The organism is Caulobacter hibisci, from assembly GCF_016135805.1.
Taxonomy (GTDB): domain Bacteria; phylum Pseudomonadota; class Alphaproteobacteria; order Caulobacterales; family Caulobacteraceae; genus Caulobacter; species Caulobacter hibisci.
Genome location: NZ_JADWOX010000001.1, coordinates 210,709 through 235,496, shown reverse-complemented (window position 1 = coordinate 235,496; position 24,788 = coordinate 210,709). Strand labels below are relative to the sequence as shown.

At 68.1% G+C, this 24,788-nt stretch carries 22 protein-coding genes and 1 tRNA gene; 11 read left to right on the top strand and 12 right to left on the bottom strand.

Annotated features, from left to right (window positions below; genetic code table 11):
- Positions 1-43 precede the first annotated feature (43 nt).
- Together queE and queC are read right to left on the bottom strand one after the other, a co-directional pair.
- Positions 44-676 (bottom strand): 7-carboxy-7-deazaguanine synthase, encoded by a 633-nt coding sequence (gene queE / locus I4Q42_RS01135; RefSeq protein WP_198574226.1) that lies wholly within the window; start codon positions 674-676, stop codon positions 44-46.
- Positions 673-1,434 (bottom strand): 7-cyano-7-deazaguanine synthase QueC, encoded by a 762-nt coding sequence (gene queC / locus I4Q42_RS01130; protein ID WP_198574225.1) that lies wholly within the window; start codon positions 1,432-1,434, stop codon positions 673-675. Before queC ends, queE begins: the two co-directional genes overlap by 4 nt.
- Before the next feature lie 462 nt (positions 1,435-1,896).
- Between queC and I4Q42_RS01125 the strand changes: the two genes are divergently transcribed.
- The 5 genes from I4Q42_RS01125 to I4Q42_RS01105 all read left to right on the top strand — a co-directional run bounded on the left by I4Q42_RS01125 (position 1,897) and on the right by I4Q42_RS01105 (position 9,121).
- Positions 1,897-4,893 carry a TonB-dependent receptor gene (locus I4Q42_RS01125; RefSeq protein WP_198574224.1) on the top strand — a complete coding sequence of 999 codons (2,997 nt, stop codon included), beginning with the start codon at positions 1,897-1,899 and terminating at the stop codon, positions 4,891-4,893.
- 153 nt (positions 4,894-5,046) lie between these two features.
- A complete protein-coding gene (locus I4Q42_RS01120; RefSeq protein WP_198574223.1) occupies positions 5,047-6,570 on the top strand; it encodes an ATP-binding response regulator in 1,524 nt (507 codons plus the stop codon).
- A gap of 162 nt (positions 6,571-6,732) precedes the next feature.
- The gene (locus tag I4Q42_RS01115; protein ID WP_198574222.1) at positions 6,733-7,467 is read left to right on the top strand and encodes a helix-turn-helix transcriptional regulator; all 735 of its coding nucleotides are present in this window, start codon (positions 6,733-6,735) and stop codon (positions 7,465-7,467) included.
- A gap of 289 nt (positions 7,468-7,756) precedes the next feature.
- The gene (locus I4Q42_RS01110; RefSeq protein WP_198574221.1) at positions 7,757-8,578 is read left to right on the top strand and encodes an acyl-homoserine-lactone synthase; all 822 of its coding nucleotides are present in this window, start codon (positions 7,757-7,759) and stop codon (positions 8,576-8,578) included.
- A 111-nt stretch (positions 8,579-8,689) separates the two neighbouring features.
- The gene (locus I4Q42_RS01105; RefSeq protein ID WP_110119520.1) at positions 8,690-9,121 is read left to right on the top strand and encodes a helix-turn-helix domain-containing protein; all 432 of its coding nucleotides are present in this window, start codon (positions 8,690-8,692) and stop codon (positions 9,119-9,121) included.
- Between the two features lie 81 nt (positions 9,122-9,202).
- Here I4Q42_RS01105 and I4Q42_RS01100 read toward each other — a convergent pair whose 3' ends face one another.
- The 4 genes from I4Q42_RS01100 to I4Q42_RS01085 all read right to left on the bottom strand — a co-directional run bounded on the left by I4Q42_RS01100 (position 9,203) and on the right by I4Q42_RS01085 (position 12,074).
- Positions 9,203-9,550 carry a PilZ domain-containing protein gene (locus I4Q42_RS01100; protein WP_332872995.1) on the bottom strand — a complete coding sequence of 116 codons (348 nt, stop codon included), beginning with the start codon at positions 9,548-9,550 and terminating at the stop codon, positions 9,203-9,205.
- Positions 9,551-9,639: 89 nt separating this feature from the next.
- A complete protein-coding gene (locus tag I4Q42_RS01095) occupies positions 9,640-9,963 on the bottom strand; it encodes a hypothetical protein (RefSeq protein ID WP_232792765.1) in 324 nt (107 codons plus the stop codon).
- A 38-nt stretch (positions 9,964-10,001) separates the two neighbouring features.
- Positions 10,002-11,645, bottom strand: a complete 1,644-nt coding sequence (locus I4Q42_RS01090; protein WP_232792764.1) for a pilus assembly protein TadG-related protein — start codon at positions 11,643-11,645, stop codon at positions 10,002-10,004.
- 3 nt (positions 11,646-11,648) lie between these two features.
- The gene (locus tag I4Q42_RS01085; RefSeq protein ID WP_198574219.1) at positions 11,649-12,074 is read right to left on the bottom strand and encodes a TadE/TadG family type IV pilus assembly protein; all 426 of its coding nucleotides are present in this window, start codon (positions 12,072-12,074) and stop codon (positions 11,649-11,651) included.
- 259 nt (positions 12,075-12,333) lie between these two features.
- Between I4Q42_RS01085 and I4Q42_RS01080 the strand changes: the two genes are divergently transcribed.
- Positions 12,334-13,236, top strand: coding sequence for a PAS domain-containing protein (locus I4Q42_RS01080; RefSeq protein ID WP_232792763.1), 903 nt, complete (start codon positions 12,334-12,336; stop codon positions 13,234-13,236).
- Positions 13,237-13,355: 119 nt separating this feature from the next.
- A complete protein-coding gene (locus I4Q42_RS01075; protein WP_198574218.1) occupies positions 13,356-13,745 on the top strand; it encodes a helix-turn-helix domain-containing protein in 390 nt (129 codons plus the stop codon).
- Between the two features lie 49 nt (positions 13,746-13,794).
- Here the strand turns inward: I4Q42_RS01075 and I4Q42_RS01070 are convergent.
- Together I4Q42_RS01070 and I4Q42_RS01065 are read right to left on the bottom strand one after the other, a co-directional pair.
- A tRNA-Met gene (locus I4Q42_RS01070) sits at positions 13,795-13,871 on the bottom strand.
- A 42-nt stretch (positions 13,872-13,913) separates the two neighbouring features.
- A complete protein-coding gene (locus I4Q42_RS01065) occupies positions 13,914-14,963 on the bottom strand; it encodes a glycosyltransferase (RefSeq protein ID WP_198574217.1) in 1,050 nt (349 codons plus the stop codon).
- A gap of 148 nt (positions 14,964-15,111) precedes the next feature.
- On the opposite strand from I4Q42_RS01065, the gene I4Q42_RS01060 reads away from it, so the two are divergent.
- Both I4Q42_RS01060 and I4Q42_RS01055 read left to right on the top strand, forming a co-directional pair.
- Entirely contained in the window at positions 15,112-16,356 is a 1,245-nt protein-coding gene (locus I4Q42_RS01060; protein ID WP_198574216.1) for a PQQ-dependent sugar dehydrogenase, read from the top strand.
- A gap of 71 nt (positions 16,357-16,427) precedes the next feature.
- On the top strand, positions 16,428-17,570 hold the full coding sequence (locus I4Q42_RS01055; protein WP_198574215.1) for an aspartyl protease family protein: 1,143 nt from the start codon (positions 16,428-16,430) through the stop codon (positions 17,568-17,570).
- A gap of 3 nt (positions 17,571-17,573) precedes the next feature.
- Here the strand turns inward: I4Q42_RS01055 and I4Q42_RS01050 are convergent, their stop codons facing one another.
- Genes I4Q42_RS01050 through I4Q42_RS01040 form a run of 3 tightly spaced genes read right to left on the bottom strand, consistent with a single transcriptional unit; the run spans position 17,574 to position 19,397 of the window.
- Entirely contained in the window at positions 17,574-17,942 is a 369-nt protein-coding gene (locus tag I4Q42_RS01050) for a hypothetical protein (protein ID WP_198574214.1), read from the bottom strand.
- 52 nt (positions 17,943-17,994) lie between these two features.
- A complete protein-coding gene (locus I4Q42_RS01045) occupies positions 17,995-19,113 on the bottom strand; it encodes an NAD(P)/FAD-dependent oxidoreductase (protein ID WP_198574213.1) in 1,119 nt (372 codons plus the stop codon).
- The gene (locus I4Q42_RS01040; RefSeq protein WP_198574212.1) at positions 19,110-19,397 is read right to left on the bottom strand and encodes a type II toxin-antitoxin system RelE/ParE family toxin; all 288 of its coding nucleotides are present in this window, start codon (positions 19,395-19,397) and stop codon (positions 19,110-19,112) included. The genes I4Q42_RS01045 and I4Q42_RS01040 overlap by 4 nt, the downstream gene beginning before the upstream one ends.
- 238 nt (positions 19,398-19,635) lie before the next feature.
- Here I4Q42_RS01040 and I4Q42_RS01035 point away from each other — a divergent pair, with 238 nt between their 5' ends.
- Both I4Q42_RS01035 and I4Q42_RS01030 read left to right on the top strand, forming a co-directional pair.
- Positions 19,636-20,460, top strand: coding sequence for an energy transducer TonB (locus I4Q42_RS01035; RefSeq protein WP_198574211.1), 825 nt, complete (start codon positions 19,636-19,638; stop codon positions 20,458-20,460).
- A gap of 72 nt (positions 20,461-20,532) precedes the next feature.
- Positions 20,533-21,293, top strand: a protein-coding gene (locus tag I4Q42_RS01030) for an IS5 family transposase (protein WP_408611022.1) whose coding sequence is annotated in 2 segments (ribosomal slippage) — positions 20,533-20,871 and positions 20,874-21,293 — 759 coding nt in all. Because the reading frame shifts where the segments join, the coding sequence is not laid out codon by codon here.
- A gap of 25 nt (positions 21,294-21,318) precedes the next feature.
- Here I4Q42_RS01030 and I4Q42_RS01025 read toward each other — a convergent pair.
- Positions 21,319-24,765, bottom strand: a complete 3,447-nt coding sequence (locus tag I4Q42_RS01025; protein WP_198574209.1) for an indolepyruvate ferredoxin oxidoreductase family protein — start codon at positions 24,763-24,765, stop codon at positions 21,319-21,321.
- Positions 24,766-24,788 lie beyond the last annotated feature (23 nt).

Below are 24,788 nucleotides of genomic sequence, written 5' to 3'. Positions count from 1 at the left end.
CTCTAGCGCAACGGTCCTGTCACCAAACCGAGCGCCTTATCCGTCAGGGCAGGCCGAGATACTTGTGTGTCTGGACGCTTAAACGCCATTGAGGGTGGGAAAGGCAATAGGCGACGGCCAATTGCGTGTTTCGGTCGCGCTCCGGACCGTCCATCGGCTGGAGATAGAAACGCTCGAAATCCAGGCTCTCGAAGCGTTCCGGCATGGCCTTTTCCTGCGGGAAGACGAGCTTCAGCTCCTGGCCGCGGGTCTGCACGACCGGCGCGTCGGCCTTCGGGCTGATGCACACCCAGTCGATGCCCTCGGGCGCCACGACGGTGCCGTTGCTCTCGCAGGCGATCTGGAAGCCGCGGGCGTGCAGGGCGGCGATGGCGGCTTCGTCGAGCTGAAGCAACGGCTCGCCGCCGGTGCAGACCACCAGCCGGTCGTTCGGTCCGCCCGTCCAGGCGGCCTCGACGGCGTCGGCCAGGGCGTCGGCCGTGGCGAACTTGCCGCCGCCCTCCCCGTCCGTGCCGACGAAGTCGGTGTCGCAGAAGGTGCAGACGGCCTTGTGGCGGTCCTGCTCGCGGCCGGTCCACAGGTTGCAGCCGGCGAAACGGCAGAACACCGCCGCCTTGCCCGCCTGGCCGCCTTCACCTTGCAGGGTGAGGAAGATTTCTTTGACGGTGTAGGTCACGGGACCAGGACCTCGCGACCGGCCGCGTCCCACTCGGCATAGCCCTTTTCGCGCAGCTCGCAGGCCGGGCATTCGCCGCAGCCGTGACCCCACGGATGCAGCTCGCCCCGTTCGCCCTGGTAGCAGGTGTGGCTCTCGACCACGATCAGGTCGACCAGATCCTCGCCGCCCAGGGTCTTGGCCAGGGCCCAGGTCTGGGCCTTCGTCAGGTACATCAGGGGCGTCTCGACGCGGAAGCCGCGGTCCATGCCTAGGTTGAGCGCGGTCTGCATGGCGTCCAGCGTGTCGCGGCGGCAGTCGGGATAGCCCGAGAAGTCGGTCTCGCACATGCCGCCGACCAGGGCCTCGATGCCTCGACGGTCGGCCAGGGCCGCGGCGTAGATCAGGAACACCAGGTTGCGGCCGGGCACGAAGGTCGACGGCAGGCCGCGCTCGGTCATCTCGATGGCGCGGTCGGCAGTCAGGGCCGACTCGGCGACGGCGCCGAAGCTGCGGATATCCAGGACGTGGTCTTCGCCCAGGCGCTCGGCCCAATGCGGAAAGCGGGCGGCGACCTGGTGACGGACGGCCTGGCGGGCCTCCATCTCGATCGAATGGCGTTGGCCGTAGTCGAAGCCCAGGGTCTCGACGCGCGCATAGCGCTCGAGCGCCCAGGCCAGGCAGACGCTGGAATCCTGGCCGCCGGAGAACAGTACCAGGGCGGCGCCCGAGGGCGCGGAAGGCCCCGAAGGAGAAGAAGGCAGAGAGGATGCGGACATGCCGCTCCTCTACACGACCTTGCCCCGCGCTGGAACGGCGGCGCGCGCGGAGACATTTCAGCGAACCACGTTTTGCGCTGTACCTTTTACGGGAATAGGCCAAGATACCGCCCACGGGGCAGCGGATTTCCTCCCTGTTTTCAGCAGGCCTGCACGCTTGACGTTGCGTCAGGTGACACACTCACTTTTCTAAATTCACCTGAAACAGGAATTACTGGCGTCGAAGTGACGTTGCGTAAAGTTAAAAGGCGTAACCTATCGCCGTTTACTTACCGTCCCGCCAGTTGACAGTCAGAGAACGCAAGTATGCAATCCTGCAATGCCGTTGCAGGTCTGCCGGACACCTGCGCGCCGGTCTCCGGAAAGGAGATACGACAATGAAAACGTGCGGTGCCGAGGAAACAACAGGACGCGGATAGGGGCCGTCAACAAGGCGTCATCGCGTCCAGGGAGGGATTTCGAATGACCCAGACCCCGCGCTTGCGGCGACTCTTCGCTATGGGCGTTTCGGCCGTCGCGCTGACCGCAGCCGCCGCCCCCGCTTTCGCTCAGACCCCGACGCCGGTCCCGGCCAAACCGGCCCAGGACAACGTGATCGAGGAACTGGTCGTCACGGCCCAGAAGAAGGAAGAAGCCCTTCAGGACGTGCCGATCGCGGTCTCGGCCTTCAGCCAGGACAGCCTGGAAGTCCAGAAGATCGACGGCGGCCCGAACCTGCAGCTGGCCATTCCGAACGTCAGCTTCGGCAAGAGCAACTTCACCAACAGCTTCAACTTCCAGATCCGCGGCATCGGCTCCAAGGGCGTCGGCGTCTCGGCCGACAACGGCGTCGGCGTGCACGTCAACAACGCGCCCCTTCAGGCCTCCAACCTGTTCGAGGCCGAGTTCTACGACGTCGAGCGGGTGGAAGTGCTGCGCGGCCCGCAGGGCACGCTGTACGGCCGCAACGCCACCGGCGGCGTCGTCAATATCATCACCGCCAAGCCTGCCGACCAGTTCGAGGCCATGGCCCGCGCCGAGTACGGCAACTACGGCACGACCAAGCTGCGCGGAATGGTCAACATCCCCATCGTCGAGGAGAAGATGGCGCTGCGCATCGCGGCCGCCTCGGTCAAGCGCGACGGCTTCGTCACCAACACCTTCAACAACCACAAGGTCGACGATCGCGACCTGTGGTCCAGCCGCATCAGCCTGCAGGTCAATCCGAACGAGCGCCTGCGCGTCAACCTGATGTGGGAGCACTTCAACGAGGACGACAACCGCGCCCGCATCGGCAAGCAGCTCTGCACCAAGGATCCGGGCCCGGCCACGGTCGGCGGGGTCGCTACCGGCACGTCCCGACGATACCTGACCCAGGGCTGCGCGTCGGCCAGCCTCTACAGCGAGGCCGCCTACGGCACGGTCAACACCTCGGGCACGCTGTACGGCGTTCTGGGGAACCTGGTGGGCTTCACCAGCGGCGACCTCAACGCCGGCGACACGGTCAGCAAGGACCTGCGCGAGATCGAGACGCTGTTCGACCCGATCTACAAGTCGACCTCGGACGTCTACCAGTTCAACTTCGCCTACGACATCACCGACAGCCTGACCTTCACCTCGCTGACCTCGCTGAGCGACGGCAGCATCTATTCGAAGCAGGACTACTTCCGGAACATCTCGCCGGGCACGTTCAACAGCACGGCCCTGACCCCAGGCGGCAACTTCACCGATCCGCAGACCGGCACGTCCAACACCTTCCTGACCTACGACATCTCCAAGTCGACCAACAAGCAGCTGAGCCAGGAGTTCCGCCTGCAGTCGGCCTTCGACGGCCCGATCAACTTCAATGTCGGCGGCATCTATTTCGACTATCAGGGCATCACCGACTACCTGGTGATCAGCAACGGCCTGACGATCTCGGCCCTGGCGCTGAACTTCCAGAACACCGGCAACCCGGCCTGCAACCCGGCCACGACGGCCAACTGCATCGGCATCGACACCTCGGCCACGCCCACCGGCCAGGGCCACAACTACTTCGACAACCACACGCCCTATCATCTGCGCGCGACCGCCCTGTTCGGCGAGGTCTACTGGCAGGCCAACGAGGACCTGAAGTTCACGCTGGGCCTGCGCCGCACCCAGGACAAGAAGAAGTCCGACTACTATCCGACCCCGCTGCTGACCTCGGGCTACGGCCTGAACCAGGGCACGCCGGCCGCGCAGTATTCCGACTTCAAGGAACTGACCGGGCGCCTCGGCTTCGACTACAAGGCCAACCTGCCGTTCACCGACGAGAGCCTGCTCTACGCCTTCTATTCCAAGGGCTACAAGGGCGGCGGCGCCAACCCGCCGGGGGCGATCGGCCTGGCCGGCACGGCGGCGACCTACCAGCCGGAATTCGTCAACGCCTATGAGGTCGGAGCCAAGAACACCCTGCTGGGCGGCAGCCTGCTGCTGAACGCCACCGGCTTCTACTACGACTACCAGGGCTACCAGATCTCCAAGATCGTCAACCGCACCTCGGTGAACGAGAACATCGACGCCAAGGTCTGGGGCGTGGAGCTGGAGACCCTGTGGCAGCCGGTGCACAACCTGCGCCTCAACGCCAATGTCGGCTATCTGCACACCAAGATCGGCGACGGCGTCAGCTCGATCGACACCATGAACCGCACCCAGAGCGACGCGGCCCTGACCCTGGTCAAGGCCGCGCGTCCGACCGCGGCGCTGGGCAGCAACTGCGTGCTGACCACCGCGGGCGTGGCGACGATCATCGGGGCGGGCCTTGGCGGCACCCTGCCCCTGGCCTGCGCCGGTCCCGGCACCAGCGCCAGCAGCTACTACAGCAACCTGACCAACACCCTGCTGACCCTGGCCACGACCAGCGGCGGGGCCGGCCTGACCGCCGCGCAAGCCGCCGGCGTCCAGACCATCCTGGCGGCGGCCGGCGGCCCGTCGGCGGGAGCCAGCACCCTGGTCGGGGCCCTGATGTCCCAGGGCTTCACCGCCACCCAGGCCACCGGCTTGGTGACCGTGGCCCTGACCGCCAACACCCTGGCCAACGGCACCGGGCTCTACAACTACGCCGCCGGAGCCTCGATCGACGGCCGCGCCGCCGACCTGTCGGGCAACGAGCTGCCCAACTCGCCGCACTGGACCCTGTCGCTGGGCGCCCAGTACACCTGGGACCTGCCGTCCGGCTGGGCCGCCACCCTGCGCGGCGACTACTATCGCCAGAGCGAGCAGTACGCCCGCATCTACAACACCGAGTACGACCGCCTGAAATCGTGGGAGAACGTCAATCTGACGCTCAAGATCGAGAAGCCGGAGCTGGGCCTGTCGTTCGACGCCTACGTCAAGAACCTGCTCAACGACACCCCGATCACCGACGCCTACACCACCGACGACACCTCGGGCCTGTTCACCAACGTCTACACGCTGGAGCCGCGCCTCTACGGCATCAGCATCACCAAGACTTGGTGATCCGACGCCGACCAGGCGAACAAAGTTCTATGAAAAACAAGGGGCGGCGGATGCAAATCCGCCGCCCTCGCTGCTTTCAAGGCTGTGACTTAACGACTCTGCAAGGCCAAGTCGTCCAATCTGTGAATTCAACGACGCCCAGCCCCCGGCCGCATGGAAACGCTCGCACGCCTCATCGATCGCCGTGACCCGGTCGATCCCCAGACGTCCTGCCGGACGGTGCTGGAGATTTTCGCGAGCGAACCGCTTCTGGCGGCCCTGGCGATCACGCAAGCCGGCGCGCCGATCGGGCTGGTGTATCGCGACGTCTTCGTGGGCCAGATGCTGGTCGCCGCCGACCACCTCAACGAGCGCCCGGTGTCGGAGGTCATGGACCCCGAGCCCCGCAGCGTGCGCGTCTCCATGGATCCCGGCGTCTTCGTCGACGCCCTGGCCACCAGCGCCACCCCAGTCTTTCGCACCGCCTTCGTCGCCGTAGACGAGCACGGCGGCTATGTCGGTGTCGGGGGCCTGGCCTCGCTGCTGGCCTCGCACCGCCGCAAGCAGCGCGAAGCCCGCGAGGCCATGGGTCTGGTCGAGCGCATGGCCCGCGACATCGGTCAGCACCTGGACGGCGTCCAGGCCTTCACCGACCGCCTGGAACATCAGCGCCTGGCGCCGGACGCCGCCGCCTGCGTGCGCGCCATCAGCGACACCAGCCGCGACATGAGCGACATCCTCGGCCGCGCCATGGACCTGCACCGCGCCGCCACCGGAGGCCTGGCCCTGTCGCCGGAGCCGACCCGCCTGCGCGACCTGGCCGACGCGGTCGAGGCCCGCTGGGCCCCGCGCGCCGCCGAGGGCGGTTCGACCCTGCTGTTCTCCTATGACGGCGAGCCCGAGGCCGCCGCCCTGATCGATCCCTCGCGCCTGCTGCAGGTGTTCGACGCCTTGATCGACGGCGCCCTGGCCCACGGCCGCGGCGTCATCGAAGCCAGCCTGCGGGCCCGCCTCGACGGCGACCGCCTGCACCTGGAAGGCGATGTCCGCGACAACGCCGCCGCCGTCACCGCCGAGGAACGACTGGCCCGCGTGTTCGACCCGCTGGGCGAAGGCCGCATGGACGACCGCGCCGAGATGGCCCTGGGCGTGGGCATGGCGCTGGCCCACCGCGTGGTGCGCGAGATGGGCGGCCAGGTGCGCGCCGAGCCGAACCGCGGCGCTGGCCTGACCCTGCGCTTCGCCCTCTCCGCCCCCGCCGCCGAGGCGATCCTGGACGACGCCGAGGAGGTGACCGTCTCGGCCCGCCCCGCCCACATCCTGATCGTCGACGACAACGCCACCAACCGCATGGTCGCCGAGGCCCTGTGCGAGATGTTCGACTGCACCTCCGAGCAGGTCGTCGACGGCGTCGAAGCGGTCGAGGCCGCCCGTACCGGCCGGTTCGACCTGATCCTGATGGACATCAAGATGCCGCGCATGGACGGGGTGGCCGCCACCCGCGCCATCCGCGACCTGACCGGTCCCGCCAGCGTGGTCCCGATCGTGGCCCTGACCGCCAACGCCGGTCCAGAGGACGTCGCCGTCTATCTGGCCGCCGGCATGCAGGACGTGGTCGAAAAGCCGATCAAGCCCGAGCGCCTGGCCGTCGTGCTGAGCGCCCTGCTGGCCGGCGAGGACGAACAGGAAGCCGCCTGATCGCCCGCCAAGACTTCGAGGGTCACAACTTTTACGGTTGCAGATTCACTAGAAGTTGTCTCAAGATTTGTCTTGAGTAGAGCCCGCGACAGATCGCCGCCCGCCACTGGCATACGCGCCAAAGTAGCTCTAAGTTGTTCATGGAGCGGGAGGCGCGAGCGCGTGTTGAATTCGGCCGAACAGCAGGCCTGGGATTTCCTGAGCAAGGCGCCGCACTACGGCGCGCCAAGCGAGGTCGAGGACCACTTCGGTCGCGCCCTGGCCGCGTTCGGCTACGATCGCTTCGCCGCCACCCTGGTCAACGCCGAGCGCTACGGCAAGGAACCGCCGGCTCTGTCGCGCCAGGACTTCGACGCCTGGGACAGCCGCTATTGGGGCGAACGCTACGTCGTCCATGACCCCTGCGTTAAGCTGCTGCTGAAATCGAGCAAGTCGTTCGCCTGGAGCGACGCCAAGCCCCTGGGCGACCAGCGCGCCCACGCCATGTGGGGCGAGGCCTCGGAGTTCGGCATGAACGACGGCTACGTCGTGCGCGTGTTCGGCCCGGCCGGCCACGAGGTGCTGATCCGCATGTCGACCGCCGCGAACACGCCTGACATCGATCCAGCCGACCGCGCCGTGGTCGAAAGCCTGGCCACGGTGTTTGGCACCATCATGCTCAAGCACTGGGAGCTGCAGGACGACAATCCCGACTACGGGGTGATCTCCGAGCGCCAGGCCCAATGCCTCTATTGGGCCAGCCGCGGCAAGACCGACTGGGAGATCGGGGCGATCCTCGAGCTCTCGCCGCGCACCGTCCATCACCACATCGAGGCGGCCAAGAAGCGCCTGGGCGTCGTCAAGCGGCAGGAAGCGGTGATGAAGGCCGGTGAGTTGGGCCTGCTGAAGGCCAGCTGAAAGTCCGATCGACTGCACGCATTGCGCGCATAACGTCGGTACGTGAAATTACACAACCTTGAATATCACTCGATGATCTGTTAGGTCTTCGACATATCGCTTGGCGCGTGTGTGGGCTTGCTCCACCAAACCCTTTTCCGCCAGGGTGTGCGCCAGCGCACAGATGCCTTACCCCCGATAATCTGAAATGGCCTCACGGATTGAGGCGGCGCGCGTATAGGCCGTTTGGCCTATCGGCGATTGGGCGGATCATGTCGCCTAATGCAGCTGTCCAGAACGGGGGACAGCCATGATCCACATCATCACCTGCGAAAACCGTCACCTCTACGGCCCCCAGCTTTGGGCCATGCACGAAGAACGCCGCAAGCAATGCGTCGAGAAGAACGGCTGGGTCGACCTGGTCGTGCTCGACGGCGGCGAGGTCGACGACTACGACGACGCGCGCGCCATCTACCTGCTCGGCTTCGACGACGACATGCAGCTCGAGGTCGGCCTGCGCCTGCGGCCCACCGACGACCGCTGCATGCTGGCCGACAAGTTCGCCCACCTGATCGCCCCGGGCGAACTGCCCAAGAAGGGCGCCGACGTCTGGGAAGCCAGCCGGCTCTTCACCACCGAGGCCTATCGCGCCAAGAAGGGTCCGGGTCGCGGCGCCCGGGTGTTCGAGGCCTGGGCCGCGGCGATGGAACTGGCGCTGGTCAACAACATCAGCCGCTTCGTCGGCATGATCGACATGGCGCTCTATCCGGGCATCATGAACTCGCCGATCGACACGCGCCTGGTCGGTCTGCCGCGTCCCTACGAGTACGGCGTCGTCGCCGGCTCGGAAATTCTCCTGTCGCGAGAATTGCTTCACAGGGTTCGCGAATCGATCGCCATCGAATCGACCATCGGCTATCACGTCGACGAACAAGACCTGCGGGCCTTCGGCGACCTGGCCGCGGTGCAGCGCCAGGTGCTGCGGGCGATGACGCCTCAGATTCTTCCGGGTTCGGAGCGCGACGAAACCCTTTCCGCCGAAGCGCTTTTCCGTCTGCACGACGCCAGCGGCAAGGCTCGGAGGATTTGGAGCGATCGCGGCCAGAAACCGGAGTTTCAGCTTAACGCTTAGGGGAGTCTTAAACTCCACCTCAGCGACGTAGCGCCGCACCTGGCCAAGCTCGACTTTCGCCAACGCCCCGGTCGTGTCATTTTACACAAACAACCGTTGGAGGCGAAAAAGTTGAGTGAAGAAACCGAAGGCCGGCGACCCAATCCGGTCGATCTGCACGTCGGCGGTCGAGTCCGTATGCGTCGCAAACTCCTCGGCGTGAGCCAGGAGCAACTGGCTGATTCCCTGGGCCTGACCTTCCAGCAGGTCCAGAAGTATGAGCGCGGAGCCAACCGCGTCAGCGCTTCGAAACTGTATGAAATCGCCCGCACCCTGCAGGTGCCGGTGTCCTTCTTCTTCGACGGCCTGGCCGATCCGATGAACGGCGCCGAAGAGGACGAAGTCGGTCACCACGCCGAACGCGTTGTTCAGGAATTCCTGACCACGCCGGAAGGCCTGGAACTGGCCGAGGTGTTCCCGAAGATCAACCGCGGCCGCGTACGTCGCCAAGTGCTGGACCTCGTCCGCGCCATGGCCGAGGAAGCCGCCCGGGCCGACGCCTGATCCCACGGATCATCGAGTACGCTTAGAAGAGCCTCGCCTCCCGCCAGGCGAGGCTTTTTCTTTGCCTGTCTCAGAGGGGGCTCAGCCTGCGTCGGCGCGGCTCTGGGCGGCCGCCCAGATGCGCTTGGCCGTCTGCACCCCCGCCGGGGCCAGGCCTCGCAGGTCGGTGCTGCGCAGGAAGATCAGGCCCAGTTCCCGATCCTTGCGCCAGGCCACCTTCACGTCATGGGCGAGGCCGCCGACCAGGTCGACCAGTTGGGCGCTGACCGGGGGCGAGGATCCCGCCAGCATCTGCACCCGGGCCCCGCCGTCGGAGACGTCGCGGATCACGCAGTCCCAGGCGAAGGCGCCGCACAACAGCTTGCCCGACCGGTTCGTGGACAGGCGCGGCGACGTGCGCCGCTCGGCCCCCGAACGTGAATCGAACATAGACATGACCTGAAGAACGCACGGCGCGGTTAATCGGCCGTCTGTTGTGAAGGTTTTTCGAAGATTTACCTAAAATCCGGCCGCGCGGATCAGGCCGGGTCGCGCTCGCCGTCCGGCCGCCAGCCGTTGCCCAGGAGGTCGATCGCCATCAAGTGCGCCAGCTCCAGGACCTGGCCCTCCAGGCTGTCGAGCAGCTCCAACCGTCGCGCGGGCGAGGCGGTGTGGGCGTATAGGGCGCAAAGGACCTGCAGGCGCGCGCGGATGCTGGGCGGCTGGAAGGTCGAGTGCAGCAGCGAGGGTTCGGCCCGTTCGGCCGCCGAGGCGCCGCGGCAGCCGAAGGATCGCGTCGGGAAGTCCTCGGACGCGGTCCCGAGCCCCGGCCAAGACTGCGCCTGGATCGACTGCATGGACATGATGGAACTGTGCTTTCCTGGCTTGGGGTTGAAGATCGTCAGGCCACGAGGGCCGGGGCGCCGCAGCGCATGCCGTTGGTGCGGACGTCGGCCTCGCCCAGGCCCACGCCCAGCAGGCCGGTCAGGCTGTTGATCACCTGATCGAGCGGCGCGGCCGCGGCCGACAGCACCGGCGTCAGGGCGGTCAGCACCGCCGACTTGCCCAGCCCCAGCTGCAGGCCCAGCAGCTCGACATCGAGCGTCAAGCCGGTGACCAGGGTGGCCACGGTCGTGCCGGCCAGGTCGTTGGTCTTCACCGTCTTGACCGTGCCGGCCTTCACGTCGGCGTTGCTGAACACCACGTTGCGGAACGATCCGCCGCCCAGGTCCACCTTCGACGCGCCGTCCACCGTGAACAGCGGCGCCTGGACGATGCGGGCCTTGGACGGGCTGAGCGCCTGCTTGAAGTCCGACAGCTTGCCGGTGTCGATCTGGCCGATGGTCAGCGAGCCGACGCTGGGCTTGACCGCCAGGGTGGTGGTGCGGGTCGCGCAGTCCAGCGCCGCCAGCTTGGCCTCGCCCGAGGCCAGTTCGACCAGCAGCGGGACCTTGACCTGGGCCGCGCCAGCCAGAAGGCCGGAGCCGAGCAACTTGGCCTCGACATAGAGCCGCGCCTGGGCCGTGCGAACGACGACGGACTTGTCCTGGGTGACGGTCATGAACGGCGTGCTGTTCATCGGCTCGCCGATCGCCAGCCAGCCGTCGACGTCGGCCAGGCCCGGCACGGCGCTGCCGAGGTCCAGCTGCACCTGTCGGGAGCCGTTGCTCAGCGTCAGCATGGCGTTGGCCAGCAGCATGGCGTCGATGCCGATCGCTGCGCCAGCCCCGCCGGCGACCCGGTCCTGGCGACCATAGGGGCCCGGATCTATCAGGGCGCTGAGCTTGACGGTCTGGTTGGCGGCGGTGGCCGAGGCCAGAACCTTGGCGGCCCCGGCGGCGCGGGTCTTCCCCTCCGTCGAGAGCACGTCGGACAGCACCGACAGGGCCTTGCTGGTCTTGACGTTGGTCTTCAGCAAATCATCGTAGCTGGCCGCCTGGATCCCCAACTTGGTGTCGAGGGCGTCGAGATAGCCGAACAGCTCGACATCCGCGTCGACCAGGGACTGGTAGTCCATCACCGACAGGTTCACCGAGCTGCCCGTCAGGCCGCTGAGCAGGGCGTTGGCGACGCCGCCGTCCAGACTGGCTAGGCGCGTGCCGATCGAGAAGCTGGCCAGGTCTGCGCGGGCGGCGGTGGCCTGCCGACGGATCGGAATGCTCGGCTTGCCCAGCAGGGCCTGAGCGAAGAACAGGTCGACCTGGCCTTCCACGGTGACGCGGGCGGCGTCGGCGCCGTTCTCGCCGGCCTGGAAGCGCTGCGGCGGGGCCGCCTGCTGGGCGTCGTAGCGGCCCTTGGCCACCTTCACCGCCACCGTCCCGCCGACCGGATTGACCTCGACCGTGGCGTTGGCCGCGCGGTCGGCGCGAGTCAGGTCGGCGGCCGCGGAAAGGGCCGCCAGGTCGGCGACGCCCTGCAGGCGCCGCGACTGCAGATAGACCGAGCCCAGGTCGACGGCCAGGGCCGCCAGGCCGACGCCGCCGGTCAGGGCCGCCGCGGCGAAGATCGCCACGCCGCCGCGCTCATTCGAAAGCCAGTTGCGCATCGCTCAATAGCCTCCGAGACGCACCGAGGCCTGGCGGGTGATCAGGCTGGACGGCATGGGCGTGATGCTGGCGAAGGCGAAGATCGGGCTGTTGGAAGCGTCGTAGGCGACCGAGACCACCGCCCGGTCGCCGCGGTCCGAGACCGTGGTCTTCAGCTTGGTGGGATCGAGCCCGGCATAGTCGACGACGCCCGCGGCGGCCGCTTCGCTGGCCAGTTGGCTGCGCTCGGCGGTGTTGAGGCCGGCCACGGCCGCCCGGGCGGCGTCATTGGCCACCTGCTGCACCGAATGGGCCATCCAGAAGTAGGCGCCCCAGCCGAGCATGCCGACCACCAGGACCAGCAGCATCGGGACGACCAGGGCGAACTCGACAAGGGCGGTTCCTTGCCGGTCGGCGCCGAACTTCGAAAGCGAACGATGTTTCCTCATACGCGCCTCACACGCCCTTCTGGTTGTGAGGCAAGATTAGATCGACCTTGGCTGTCTCCTCGTTCGTGCGGGTAATACGTACTTTATGAACTTCACGGACATGGAACCCTCAACCTCTGCGACGTTCTGCCGCCCCCTGCACGCCGTTGCCCCCTCACTCGCCCGACGGTAACTTTAGCGCGCAACCGACCAACCATTCCGAGAGTTTGTTTCGGTGAATGCGTAGCGTCCGGATTCCACGCAAATCTGGAGTAGCGACATGAAGTCGCGCGACATCCCGCCCGCCCGGATGACCGCGGGGGAAATCAGCCGCAATTTCGGCCAGTGGCAGGACGTGGCTCTATCGGGGCCTGTGATCGTCACCCATCACGGCCGTCCACGCGTGGTGATGATCTCAGCCGAGCACTACGCCGCCGCCGGATTTGAAGAGGGGCCCGTCGGCTACGACAACGACTCCGCCCTCCAGACGGCCGAAACGGCGCGCTCGGCGATCCTGGGCCACATGAACGAGGCGTTCGTGGCCCTGGATCCGGACCTGCGCATCACCGCCGTCAATGCCGTGTTCGAGGACCTCAAGGGCGCCAGCGCCTCGCAGTTGGTGGGCGCGGCCTGGAACGAGGTGTTCAACGCCCCCGCCCAGGCCCTGATCGGCGAACAGTTCCGTCGCGTGCTGCGCACCGGCGAGACCCTGGAATTCGAATCCGAATCGACGGTCCAGCCCGGCCGCAGCTTCGGCGTGCGCGTCTTCCCCTATCCGGGCGGCGTGGCGGCGCTGTTCGTCAACCGCACCGAGGAGCGCGACCTGCGCGCTCGCCTGGACCGCGCCGCGGCCCTGGAGGCCGCCCTCGCCGTCCTGCCGGACCTGGCCACGGCGCGGCTGAACATCCGCGGGGTGCTGGCCGGCATGGACGCCGACTTCCTGCGCCTGACGGGCTTTTCCGAACCCGAGCTACGCGACTGCCGCCTCAGCGACATCGTCCGCCCGGCCGAGCGTCGCGGCCTGACCATGGCGGTCGAACGCGCCCTGCAGGGCGAGGCTCCGAGCCGCCTGCCGGTCACCCTTCTGGTCAAGGACGGGGCCGAGCGCACGGTCGAACTGAGCTTGGCGACGATCCGGCGCGACGGCATACCGGACGGCGTCCTGGTGGCGTTCGCGGCCTGAGCCGCCGAGCCAACTTGACCGTAAGGAATATTCCACCGAACGACGTTCGTTAAGCTCTTGTTTTTTCGACGCTCCCGAGGCAAACCCGAAATGTTGGTTTTCGTATACGGGAGGGCGTCATGGCGGGCTCGCCTATTCCCCATCCAGTCGACAGGCATGTCGGCGCGTTGATCCGCGCCCATCGTCGCGCGGCCGGCGTTTCGCAGGAAGATCTGGCCAAGGCGATCGGCCTGACCTTCCAGCAGGTGCAGAAGTACGAGACCGGCGAAAACCGGATCAGCGCCTCCAAGCTGGTGGAGGTGGCCCGCACGCTCGACGTGCCGATCGCGGCCCTTTTCGACGGCCTGGACGCGACCACCGAGGGGGGCGACAGCCTGATCGCGCGCTTCACCGCCCTGCGCGATTCCAACCCGTTCATGCAGGCCGCCGTCGACCTCCCCGAGCCGATCCGCGCCGAGCTTTTCCGGCTGGCGACGGTCTATGCGACGGAAGACACGACGGCGCCCTGAGGCAAAAGCTGTTTATTTGTCAGGATTTGATCCGCCCGCGAAGCGAAGGTGGTGGCTGGGGGCGGGATCGAACCGCCGACCTGTGGGTTATGAATCCACCGCTCTAACCATCTGAGCTACCCAGCCGCCGAAGCGGAGCGGGCTTATAAGCGCAAACCGGGGAGGTCTTCAAGCCCGGTTTGCGATCTCATCCACAACCGCGCCGAGGCGCTTGGCCAGGCTTTCCGGACCGTAGTCGGCGAGCACCGCCGCGCGCGCCTTCTGGCCCAAGGCGACCGCGCTGGGCGGATCGGCGATCAGGCCGGCCAGGGCGTCCGCCAGGGCGAGCGCGTCGCCCGGGGACGTCAGGCGGCCGCTGACGCCCTCGACGATCATCTCGTCCGGCCCCGGAATGGCGCTGGCGGCGACCGGCAGGCCGGCGGCCATGGCCTCCAGCAGCACCAGCGGGAATCCCTCCTGGTAGGAGGGGAAGGCGAAGACGTCGCCGGTAGCCAGGAAGGCGGGCGCATCGCGCCAGCCGACCAGCCGCACGCGCTCGCCAAGGCCGTGCTCGGCGATCAGACCTTCCAGCCTGACGCGCTCGTCGCCCTCCCCCGCGATCTCGACCTCGAAGGCCAGGCCCCGGTCGCGCAGCAGGGCGGCGGCGGCGATCAGCAGATCGAACCCCTTCTTGGGATGCAGGCGGCCGGCCGCGACGATGCGCGGCGGACGCCCAGGCGCCGCGAAGGGCTCGGCCAGCACCTTCGGGATCTTCACCGCGTTGGGCACAAAGTGGACGCGTTCGGCCGGAACGCCGCGCTCGATAGCCAGCTCGGCCAGATGGCGACCGACGCAGATATAGTCGGTGCGGGTGGTCTCGATGTCGAAGACAGGCTTGTGGACGCAGATCGCCAATCGCGTCGATCGCGGCGCGGCCTTCTGGAACAGGCGCGCGGGCCGCTGGCCGTGGCTGAGGATCAGGGCCGGCTTCACGGCCTTCACGATGCGACGGGCCGCGCCGAGCGTCAGGGGATCCCAGTCGGTATAGGCGGGCATGGACAGCAGCGGCGGGCTGCGGCCGGCCTGACTGTCGGCCACCTTGCCCCCGGCCCGCACGACGCCGGCGCAGAGGCCGCCGCGCCGGGCGGCCCAGGCCTCGAGGATCGGCTGGTAGTCGAGGAACACCTGCTCCAGTCCGCCCAGCCCCTTGCCCAGCATGGCGTGCAGGATGGCGGTCAAGGCGAGCTCCGAAACTGGGGCGCGGGGCCCGGAAAGCGCCGGACCCTTCCCCGCGCGGCCGGTCCTGTCAATGCGCCTGCCGAAAACCGCGACGCCCGCGCTCGCCGCCCCCTCGCCTAGTTCGCGAAAAGGCGGTTATGGTCCCTCCATGCGTTCATCCCTGATCTTCGCCGCCTCCGCCCTTCTCGCCATCGCCGCCTGCGGCCCGGGCGAGGCCCAGGACAGCGCCGCCCCGGCCGTGACCGCCGACGGTGGCCCGGTCGAGACCCGCGCCGCCAACGCCCCCGACCAGAAGCCCGCCTTCGCCGGCCAGACCCGCGCGCCGCTGAAGGCCGCCGGCGTCGCCTACCAGGTGCAGGTCGTGGCCAAGGGACTGGACCATCCGTGGGCGATCGCCTTCCTGCCCGATGGCTCGCCCCTGGTGACCGAGCGCGCCGGCCGTCTGCGCCTGCTGGCCAAGGACGGGACCCTGTCGCCCGCCGTCGCCGGCCTGCCGGCGGTGGACGCCAACGGTCAGGGCGGCCTGCTGGGCCTGGCGGTCGATCCGCACTACGCCCACAACGGCCTCGTCTATTGGAGCTACGCCGAGCCGCGTGACGGCGGCAACGGCACGAGCGTGGCTCGCGGCAAGCTGGTCCCGGGCCCGACGCCCAAGGTCGAGAGCGTCCAGGTGATCTGGCGCCAGACCCCGGCCCTGGCCTCGCCGCTGCACTTCGGCGGCCGGCTGGTCTTCGCCCGCGACGGCAACCTGTTCGTCACCACCGGCGAGCGCTCGATCCCCGAAGGCCGCGCCCAGGCCCAGCGCCTGGACGGGACCCTGGGCAAGGTGATCCGCATCAAGCCGGACGGTTCGATCCCCGAGGGCAACCCCTTCGCCGGCCAGACCGGGGCCAAGCCCGAGATCTGGTCGATCGGCCACCGCAACCTGCAGGCCGCCGCCATCAATCCCAAGACCGGCGAGCTGTGGACCGTCGAGCACGGCGCCAAGGGCGGCGACGAGCTGAACATCCCGCGCGCCGGCAAGAACTATGGCTGGCCGACCATCACCTATGGCGAGGAATATTCCGGCAAGCCGATCGGCGACGGGATCACCGCCAAGGAGGGCCTGGAGCAGCCGATCTACTACTGGGATCCGGTGATCGCGCCCTCGGGCATGGCCTTCTACACCGCCGACCTGTTCCCTGCCTGGAAGGGCAGTCTGCTGGTCGGCTCGATGAAGGAGCACCACATCGCCCGCCTGACGCTGGACGGCGATAAGGTGGTCGGCGAGGAGCGCCTGCTGACCGAGTTCGGCGAGCGGATCCGCGACGTCGTGGTCGGCCCCGACGGCGCCGTCTGGGCGGTGACCGACGAGGAAGACGGCAAGGTGCTGCGGATCACGCCCAAGGGCTGAAGCTTCATCGCGGCGCGATTGACGAATCCACCTCAGGCTGCACCGATGCGGCCACAACCTGCGAGGCTGGGATGTTCAATCGTCGTCGCGTTCTGTCGCTGCTTTCCTCGCCGTTCCTCGCGAGTGTCGCCGGCCGCGCCCTGGCGGCCGACGGCGTCGTGGCCGCGCCGATCACGCTGAACGACAAACGGATCCTGATCGACGTGACGCTCGGAGGCAAAGGCCCCTACCCCTTCGCGATCGACACCGGCGGCGCCTTCAGCCTGATCCGCGAGTCGCTGGCCGAAGAGCTGAAGCTGCGCCAGGTGCGGACCCTGTGGCTGAACGGCAAGCCCTCGCCGATATACGAGGCCAAGGACGTCGTGATGGGCGGCGCCGTGCGCCAGCAGATCGTGGCCTTCGGCGGCATAGAAGGCCTGCGGCTGGGCGCCCAGGGGGCGTTGGCCGCGGGGTTGCTGACCACGGGAGACAGCGAGCTCGACCTCGACGCCGGCGAGTGGCGACTGTTCCCCAACGGGCCGCCGGACCGGAACGGCTATGTCCGCGCGCCCGCCGAACTGCGGCTCGAAGGCGCCAACGCCTCCAAGCGCATCTTCGGCCAGGTGATGCTGAACGGAGCGCCGCTGGAGGCGATCCTCGACACCGGCGGACCGCTGGTCCTGACCATGCCCTACGAGGAAGGCGTCAAGCGGGGCCTATGGAACGACGCCACGCCCTATTCGCCGCAATCGTTTTCGGGCGGGGTGCTCGGCCTGAGTAAGAGCCGCGGGCGGATGGTGCGGGCCAAGCGGCTCGAACTGGGCCCGATCGTGCAAGAGAACGTCCTGGTGTGCGTGCGTCCGCCCGACATGGATCAAGCCGGCCAGCGCGCCCATGCCGTGCTGGGCCTGCCGTTCCTGCGGACCATGAACTGGTCGCTGTCCAGCGACGCCCTCTGGGTGAGGCGCAACAGCCAGGCCCCCACCGTGCCTACCTATGCGCTCTCCGGGGTGTGGGTGACGAACGACGGCGGCAAGGTCGTGGTCGATTCCGTCGGTGGCGGCAGCCCGGCGGCCAAGGCCGGCGTGCGTCCGGGCGACGTCGTTCAGAACGTGGCCGACCTGCGCGAGGCCATCGCCCTGTTCAACGGTCCGGCCGGCCAGCCGAGCACCGTGACGCTGAAGCGCGGCGGCGAGACCGTGACGGCCGAGTTCGTGATGACCGACTACCTCTGAGGCTCAGTCCACGTCTTGCCGGGCCCGCCAAGCCTTGCGGGCTTCGGACGGCTTTCCCTTGACCAGCGCCCCGGCCGCGACGCCGGCCAGAAACGAGGCGGTCGGATGGGCCAGGATGATGTCGGCCACCCGCTCCTCGATCGGCGCCTTGCGCGACTTGGCGTGCTGGTTGGACTGGGCCAGGGCCCAGATCGCCACCACGGCCGCGGCGATGGCGGCGACGATGGCGTGGGCCCAGGCCGTGCCGACCACCGAGGCCAGAAAGGCGAACACCGCCATGGCCCCCGAGACAGCGGCGATCGCCGCGGCCATGACCAAGCCCGCGCCGCGCACCAGCCGCGAGGTCAGCCTCTCGATGAAATCGTCCACCATCGCCCTCTCCGTGAAACAGCCTTTCGGCTAACGCGCGAGGCGGGGTTTGGTGTCAGCCCGCCGACACAAGCAGGTCTGTCACCGCTTCGCCGATGGCGAGGCTGCTGGTCAGGCCCGGACTCTCGATGCCGAACAGGGCCACGAGACCGGGCAGGCCGTGCGTCTCGGCGCCGCGCAGCTGGAAGTCGGGCTGCGGCTCGTCGGGTCCATGCAGCTTGGGCCGCACGCCGGCGTAGTCGGGCGTCAGGGCTCCGTCGGGCAGGCCCGGCCAGAACTTGCGGATATAGGCCGCGAAGGCCTCCGCTCGCGCCGGATCGACCGAATAGTCGGGAGCCGGGACGTATTCCAGGTCGGGACCGAACACCGCCTGGCCGCCCATGTCGTTGCGGTAGTGGGTGCCCAGCGCCCCGTGGATCGGCGGGGGATAGATCAGGCGCTGGAACGGCGCCCGGCCGGCCAGCCGGAAATAGACGCCCTTGCCGTAATGGGCGGTTGGGATCTGATCGGCCGGAAAGCCCTCGATGGCCGCCGCTACGCCCTGCGCCGATAAGCCGGGCGCCGTGACTAGCAGGCGGGTCGTCAGGGCGGTCGGATCCGCGCCGCCGGCTCGCACCGAGAACCCGCCGCCCTCCAGAGGCGTCGCGCCCTCGAACGGCGTTCCCAGCACCACCGCTCCGCCGGCGGCCTCGATCTCGCCTTGCAGGGCCAGCATGTAGTCGTGGCTGGCGAAGACGCCGCTCTCGGGCGACAGCAGGGCCGCGTGGGCGTTGAGGCCGGGCTCAAGCGCCTGGGCCTGTGCGCCCGACAGTCGCTCCATGCCCTCGACGTCATTGGCCAGGGCCTGGTCCCAGATGGCGTCGAGACGGACGATCTCGTCGTCGCTGGTGGCCACGACCAGCTTGCCGCACTTCTTGTAGGCGACCTTGTGGGCGTCGAGGAACGCATAGAGCCGCCGCCGGCCTTGCACGCAGAGGCGAGCTTTCAGCGAACCGGTCGGATAGTAGAGCCCGCCGTGGATCACCTCGGAATTGCGCGACGACACGCCCTGGCCGATGTGCCCCTCGGCCTCCAGCACCGCGACCACCAGGCCTCGCCGCGACAGGGCGTAGCCGCAGGCCAGCCCCACCGCGCCCGCGCCCACCACGACGGCGTCGAAATCGAACTCGGTCATTTAAACGCCACCGGCCTTCGCGCCCCGTGCCGGACGCCGAGGATGAGGATGTCCCGCTCGCGGATGCGATAAGGGATGAGGTAGAGCGGAATGGTCACGCCCCGAACGCCCGAACCAAAGGCCGGCTTCAGGCCGTATCCCTCCGGCGCATTCGCCAGGCTCTGGCAACGTTGGATAAGGTGGTCGACGAAGCTTGCTGCTGCCCTCGGCTTGTCGGCGGCGATATCGTCGCCGATCGCGCTGATGTCCCTTGCCGCCGGTGCGCTCAAGCGAACCGGCTTCAAGCCTGATCGTCCTGAGCGTCCGCCATGTCCTCGTATCTGGCCGGAAGATTGACCGAAACCATCGAAGCGCTGCGAACCGGCCTGTTCATGGCGGCAAGCCTAGCACGAACCCGGTCGAGCGCCAGTCGCGCCCATGCCTGCACCAGGCGTGGCCTATCCACGCCAGCGGCATAGCTTGACCATTGCCAGCGCGCCAGTTGCATGTTCAGCCGTGGATCGCAGTCCAAGGATCCGAGTCATGAGCGCTTCACGTCGCCCCGCCATTGTCGTCCTGGGACTGTCTGGCGCCCTGCTCGCCGGTGCGGCCCTCGCGCAACCGACGGCCTATCATCGGCTGAGCGGCCCCGACGTGATCTGGACCCGCAAGCCCAGCGGAGCGGACATGGGCTCGCTGTTTCCCAGCAAGGCCATGCAGGCCGGCCGAGGCGGCGCGGCGGTGCTCGAATGCCTGCTCACGCCGAAAGGCGGTGTCGCCGACTGCGTAATCTTGGCCGAGACCGAGCCCGATTTCGGCAAGGCGTCGCTGAAGGTCACGCCGAAATTCGGCTTCGACGTCCGCAAGATGACTCCGGACATGCTGGCCGGCGCGGTCGTGACCCTGCCGATCAGCTGGGGAGCCCCCGACGGGCGGCCGCCCCTCACGCCGGAATATCGGGCAGGCGGGCGCCCCTACCTGATCACGCCGAAGGCCGACGGGAAGGTTCCCTGCGCCACCAAGGCCGCGCCGGACCAGCACTGCGACATCCACGACCTGACCTGGGAAAAGCAGCCGAGCCTGGAGGAGACCGCTCCCCAGGTCCGGATGGTCCACGGCGGGCCGGACGTCACCAGCCTGCTGTGCTCGACACGCCCCGACCGTCAGCTGGATGGCTGCGAAGCGTTCGGCGCGCCGACCGCCGAACAGCTGGACGCCATGGACCAGCTGGCCAAGCAGTTCGTGGCCAAGGCCGAGGCCGACGACAAGACGCCGGTGACCCACGGCCGCGTACTGCTGCGGTTCAACTGGCCGGTGCTGCGCCGCGCGGTCGACGCCAGCCATTTGAGCCCGCCCGCGCAGCCCTAGGGTCCGTACTCAATAAGCGCTAGCGACGGAGCGGTGTTGCTGATTCAAGGCTTCTGAAAGGGAGCCTTGAAGATGGCCAAGCAGGTTCAGTGGCTTAGCGATGAAGAGTGGGCTCGGATCGAGCCGCTGCTGCCACGCGGGCGAAAGGGCGCTCACCGGGTGGACGACCGTAGGGTGATCTCGGGGATCGTCCACATGCTCAAGAGCGGGGCGCGCTGGCGCGACTGCCCGCCGGAGTTTGGCCCCTACACGACGGTCTACAACCGCTTCAACCGCTGGAGCCGCCAGGGCCTTTGGCTGCGGATGTTCGAGGCCCTGACTGGGCACAACGGCATTTTCGACGGCGCGGCCATAGACGCCACCCACATCAAGGCCCACCGCTCGGCGGCCGGCGCAAAAGGGGGGCCTTCGCCCAGGCGATAGGCCGCTCACGCGGCGGTCGCACCACCAAGGTCCACGGCCTGGTCGACGAACGCGGCAAGCCCCGGGTGTTGCTGCTCAGCGCCGGAAACATCAACGACATCAGCATGGCCCACGCCCTGATCCAAGCCGCCGGGCCATTCCGTCGCCTGCTCGCCGACAGGGCCTATGACGCCAATCACTTTCGCCAGCGGCTGGCCGAGCAAGGCGCCGAGGCGGTCATACCCTCCACCACCTCGCGCAAGGTCCCAATCGCCTACGACGCCCAAGCCTACAAGCAGCGAAACCTCGTCGAGCGCATGTGGTGCAGGCTCAAGGACTTCCGACGCGTGGCCACCCGTTACGACAAGCTGGCCAGAAACTACCTCTCCGGCGCCCTCATCGCAGCCCTCTGCGCCTACTGGCTCAATTGAGTCCGGACCCTAGGGTCCGCGACGTCTAGGCGAGCGTCCCCCACTGTTCCCAAAGCTTGCCCCCCGTCGCCTTGGCCTTCTCCACGGCGGCTTCCTTGACGTGGCCGTAGCCGCGGATCTCGGAGGGGACCTCGGCCAGCTTGATCGCCAGGGCCTTGTTCTCGGGGCGCAGGCCGGCGGCCAGGCGGTCGAGCGTGACCTCGTAGTCGGCGATCAGGCCTCGCTCCATCTTCCGCTCCTCGGTCTTGCCGAAGATGTCGAAGGCGCCGCCGCGCAGGCCCTTCATCCGGGCGATCACCGGGAAGGCGAAATCAAGCATCCAGCCGCCGAAGGCGATCTTCCTGGGCCTGCCGTCCTTGCCCTTGGGGGCGATCAGCGGCGGCGACAGCCAGACCTTGGCCTTGCCCCCCTTGAAGGTTCCGGCCAGTTCCCGGGCGAAGCGGCCGTCGGTGTAGAGGCGGGCGACCTCGTACTCATCCTTGCAGGCCATCAGCTTGTAGAGGTTTACCGCCGCAGCCCGGGTCAGGGGCAGGTCGGCGCCCTCCCCGACCACCGCGAACTCGGCGTGACGGACCTTCGCGATCCGTTCGGCGTAGCGGGCGGCGTAGGCTGCGTTCTGATAGGCGGCGAGGTCCTCGACGCGGCGGGCGACCAGGACGTCCAACGGTTCGGTCTGCGGGGTGGGCACGTCAGTCGGCTTGTCGCCGGCCATGGCCGGGTCGAAGGCGATCTGACGACCCAGCTCGAAGGCCTGCAGGTTGGCGTCGGCGTCCACCCCGTTCAGCTTGATGGCCCGGTAGAGCGCGCGACTGGAGACCGGGATCACGCCGCGCTGCCAGGCGAAGCCGACCATGATCATGTTGGCGTAGATGGCGTCGCCGAACCGGGCCTCGGCCAGGCGCTGGGCCGGACAGGCGTCGAAGGCCTTGGTTGCGGCCTTGACCCGCCGGGCCATGGCCCCGCCGTCGAAGCGCACGTCGCGGCTGGTGACGAAGTCCGCCGTGGGGGCGAAGTCGCTGTTGCCGAAGGCCATGGTGCGGTCCTTGGCGTAGAGCGACAGGGCCTCGGGGCTGGCGGCGACCAGCAGGTCGCAGGCGATCAGCACGTCGGCGCTGGCGGCCGGCACGCGGCCGCCGACGATGGTGTCCTCCAGCTCGCCGATCTTGACGTGGCTAAACACCGCCCCGCCCTTCTGGGCCAGGCCCGTCATGTCGACCACGCTGCCGGCGCGGCCGTCGATATGGGCGGCCATGGCCAGGATCGAGGCGACGGTGGTCACCCCGGTGCCGCCAACGCCGGTGAAGATGATCCGCCGCACGCCGTGGAAGTCCTCGAACGCCGGCAAGGGCGTGGAGTCCGCCGACAGCGGCGCGGGCTTGGCGGTCTCGCCGGCCTTTTCGGCGCCCTCCAGGGTGATGAAGGACGGGCAGAAGCCCTCGACGCAGGAATAGTCCTGATTGCAGCTGGACTGGTTGATCTTGCGCTTGCGGCCGAAGGCGGTGTCGAGCGGCTCGACCGACACGCAGTTGGACTTCACCGAGCAGTCGCCGCAGCCCTCGCAGACCAGCGGATTGATGAACACCCTCTGCGTCGCCTTGGCCATGGTTCCGCGCTTGCGGCGGCGTCGCTTCTCGGTGGCGCAGGTCTGGTCGTAGAGCAGCACCGTCGTGCCGGACGTCTCGCGCAGGCGCTCCTGCACGGTCATCAGCTCCGAACGCGGGAAGATCTCGACGCCGGGGGCCAGGTCCGTCACGCCCTCGTAGCGCTTGAGATCGTCGACGACGATGACCGTCTTGGTCACGCCTTCGCTGGCCAGCTGGCGGGTGATCTGGGCCGGGGTGAAGCCGCTCTCGGCGCGCTGACCGCCGGTCATGGCCACCGCGTCGTTGAACAGCAGCTTGTAGGTGATGTTGGCCCCGGCCGCGACGGCGGCGCGGATGGCGAGCGATCCCGAGTGATTGTAGGTGCCGTCGCCGAGGTTTTGGAAGACATGCTTCTCGGTGGTGAAGGGCGCCGCGCCGACCCAGGTCAGGCCCTCGCCGCCCATGTGGGTGTTGAGGTCGGTCTGGGGATCGTTGAAGCCGGCCATGTAGTGACAGCCGATGCCGGCCAGGGCGCGCGAGCCCTCGGGCAGCTTGGTCGAGCTGTTGTGCGGGCAGCCCGAGCAGAAGAACGGCTTGCGGGCCTGGTCCGAGGCCAGGCTGACGGCGGCGACGCCGGCGGCCGAGACGCGGTTCAGATAGGCGCGCGCCCGCTCCATGTGCGAGCCTTCGGGCAGGCGGTCGTAGATGGCCAGAGCGATCTCGGCCACAGACAACGAGCCCAGCTCCGACAGCAGGGGATGGCCCTTCTCGTCGGTCTTGCCGATGATGCGGGGACGGGCCTGGGCCGGCAGGTCATAGAGCGCGGCGCGCGCCTGGGGTTCGATCAGGGCCCGCTTGTGCTCGATGACCATCAGGGTCTCGAGGCCGGCGGCGAAGGCGCGCAGGCCCAGCGGCTCCAGCGGCCAGGGCATGCCGACCTTGTAGACCGACACGCCGAGGTCGGCGGCTTCCTGCAGGCTCACGCCCATGGCCGAGAAGGCCTCCAGCACGTCCTTGTAGGCCTGCCCCTGGCAGACGATGCCCAGGCGGGCCTTGCCGACCCGCACGTGCGAGGCGCCCAGCACCACCCGGTCGATCTGGTTGGCGCGGGCGAAGGCCAGGGCGGCGGGGATCTTGTGGAGACGGAGACGACGCTCCTTCTCCATCGGCTGATCCTTCAGCCGGATGCCCAAGCCTCCGGGCGGCATGGCGAAGTCCGGGATCACCGCGTGGTGGCGATCCAGCGACACGTCGATGGTCACGCCGCTGTCCATAGTGTCGGCTAGGGCGATCAGACCGGTCCACAGGCCCGAAAAGCGCGACATGGCGATGCCCAGCAGGCCGTAGTCGAGCACCTCCTGCACATCGGCCGGCGACAGCACGGGAATTTCGAAGTCTTGGAACGCGAATTCCGACTGCGACGGCAGGGTCGAGCTCTTGCAGGCATGGTCGTCGCCGGCCACGGCCAGCACGCCGCCGGTCGGGAAGGTCCCCGCGAAATTGGCGTGCTTGAAGACGTCGCCGGTGCGGTCGACGCCGGGCGCCTTGCCGTACCAGAGGCCGTAGACGCCGTCGTGGGTCGCGCCCGGGAAGAGGTTGGCCTGCTGGCTGCCCCAGACCGCCGTGGCGGCCAGGTCCTCGTTGAGGCCTTCCTTGAAGACCACGTCGTGGGCGGTGAGCAGCTTGTTGATGCGCGCGGCCTGCTGGTCGAGGCCGCCCAGGGGCGAGCCGCGATAGCCCGACATGAAGCCCGCGGTGTTCAGTCCGGCGAGGCGATCCAGGCGCTTTCTATCGAGCAGCACACGGAGCAGCGCCTGCACGCCAGTGATGAACGCGCGACCATCTTCGAGCACATATTTGTCGTCAAGCGTGACTTCCGAGTGCCGCATGGCAAAATTTTTCCTCCCGGGTC

Excerpts from the sequence above, each read along its gene's own strand:
- I4Q42_RS01080 (WP_232792763.1), top strand. The coding sequence starts at position 12,334 with ATGAAGTCGCGCGACATCCCGCCCGCCCGGATGACCGCGGGGGAAATC.
- queC (WP_198574225.1), bottom strand. The coding sequence starts at position 1,434 with ATGTCCGCATCCTCTCTGCCTTCTTCTCCTTCGGGGCCTTCCGCGCCC.
- I4Q42_RS01060 (WP_198574216.1), top strand. The coding sequence starts at position 15,112 with ATGCGTTCATCCCTGATCTTCGCCGCCTCCGCCCTTCTCGCCATCGCC.
- I4Q42_RS01110 (WP_198574221.1), top strand. The coding sequence starts at position 7,757 with ATGATCCACATCATCACCTGCGAAAACCGTCACCTCTACGGCCCCCAG.
- I4Q42_RS01075 (WP_198574218.1), top strand. The coding sequence starts at position 13,356 with ATGGCGGGCTCGCCTATTCCCCATCCAGTCGACAGGCATGTCGGCGCG.
- I4Q42_RS01025 (WP_198574209.1), bottom strand. The coding sequence starts at position 24,765 with ATGCGGCACTCGGAAGTCACGCTTGACGACAAATATGTGCTCGAAGAT.
- I4Q42_RS01055 (WP_198574215.1), top strand. The coding sequence starts at position 16,428 with ATGTTCAATCGTCGTCGCGTTCTGTCGCTGCTTTCCTCGCCGTTCCTC.
- I4Q42_RS01125 (WP_198574224.1), top strand. The coding sequence starts at position 1,897 with ATGACCCAGACCCCGCGCTTGCGGCGACTCTTCGCTATGGGCGTTTCG.
- I4Q42_RS01085 (WP_198574219.1), bottom strand. The coding sequence starts at position 12,074 with ATGAGGAAACATCGTTCGCTTTCGAAGTTCGGCGCCGACCGGCAAGGA.
- I4Q42_RS01095 (WP_232792765.1), bottom strand. The coding sequence starts at position 9,963 with ATGTCCATGCAGTCGATCCAGGCGCAGTCTTGGCCGGGGCTCGGGACC.
- I4Q42_RS01050 (WP_198574214.1), bottom strand. The coding sequence starts at position 17,942 with ATGGTGGACGATTTCATCGAGAGGCTGACCTCGCGGCTGGTGCGCGGC.
- I4Q42_RS01045 (WP_198574213.1), bottom strand. The coding sequence starts at position 19,113 with ATGACCGAGTTCGATTTCGACGCCGTCGTGGTGGGCGCGGGCGCGGTG.
- I4Q42_RS01120 (WP_198574223.1), top strand. The coding sequence starts at position 5,047 with ATGGAAACGCTCGCACGCCTCATCGATCGCCGTGACCCGGTCGATCCC.
- I4Q42_RS01090 (WP_232792764.1), bottom strand. The coding sequence starts at position 11,645 with ATGCGCAACTGGCTTTCGAATGAGCGCGGCGGCGTGGCGATCTTCGCC.
- I4Q42_RS01035 (WP_198574211.1), top strand. The coding sequence starts at position 19,636 with ATGAGCGCTTCACGTCGCCCCGCCATTGTCGTCCTGGGACTGTCTGGC.
- I4Q42_RS01100 (WP_332872995.1), bottom strand. The coding sequence starts at position 9,550 with ATGTTCGATTCACGTTCGGGGGCCGAGCGGCGCACGTCGCCGCGCCTG.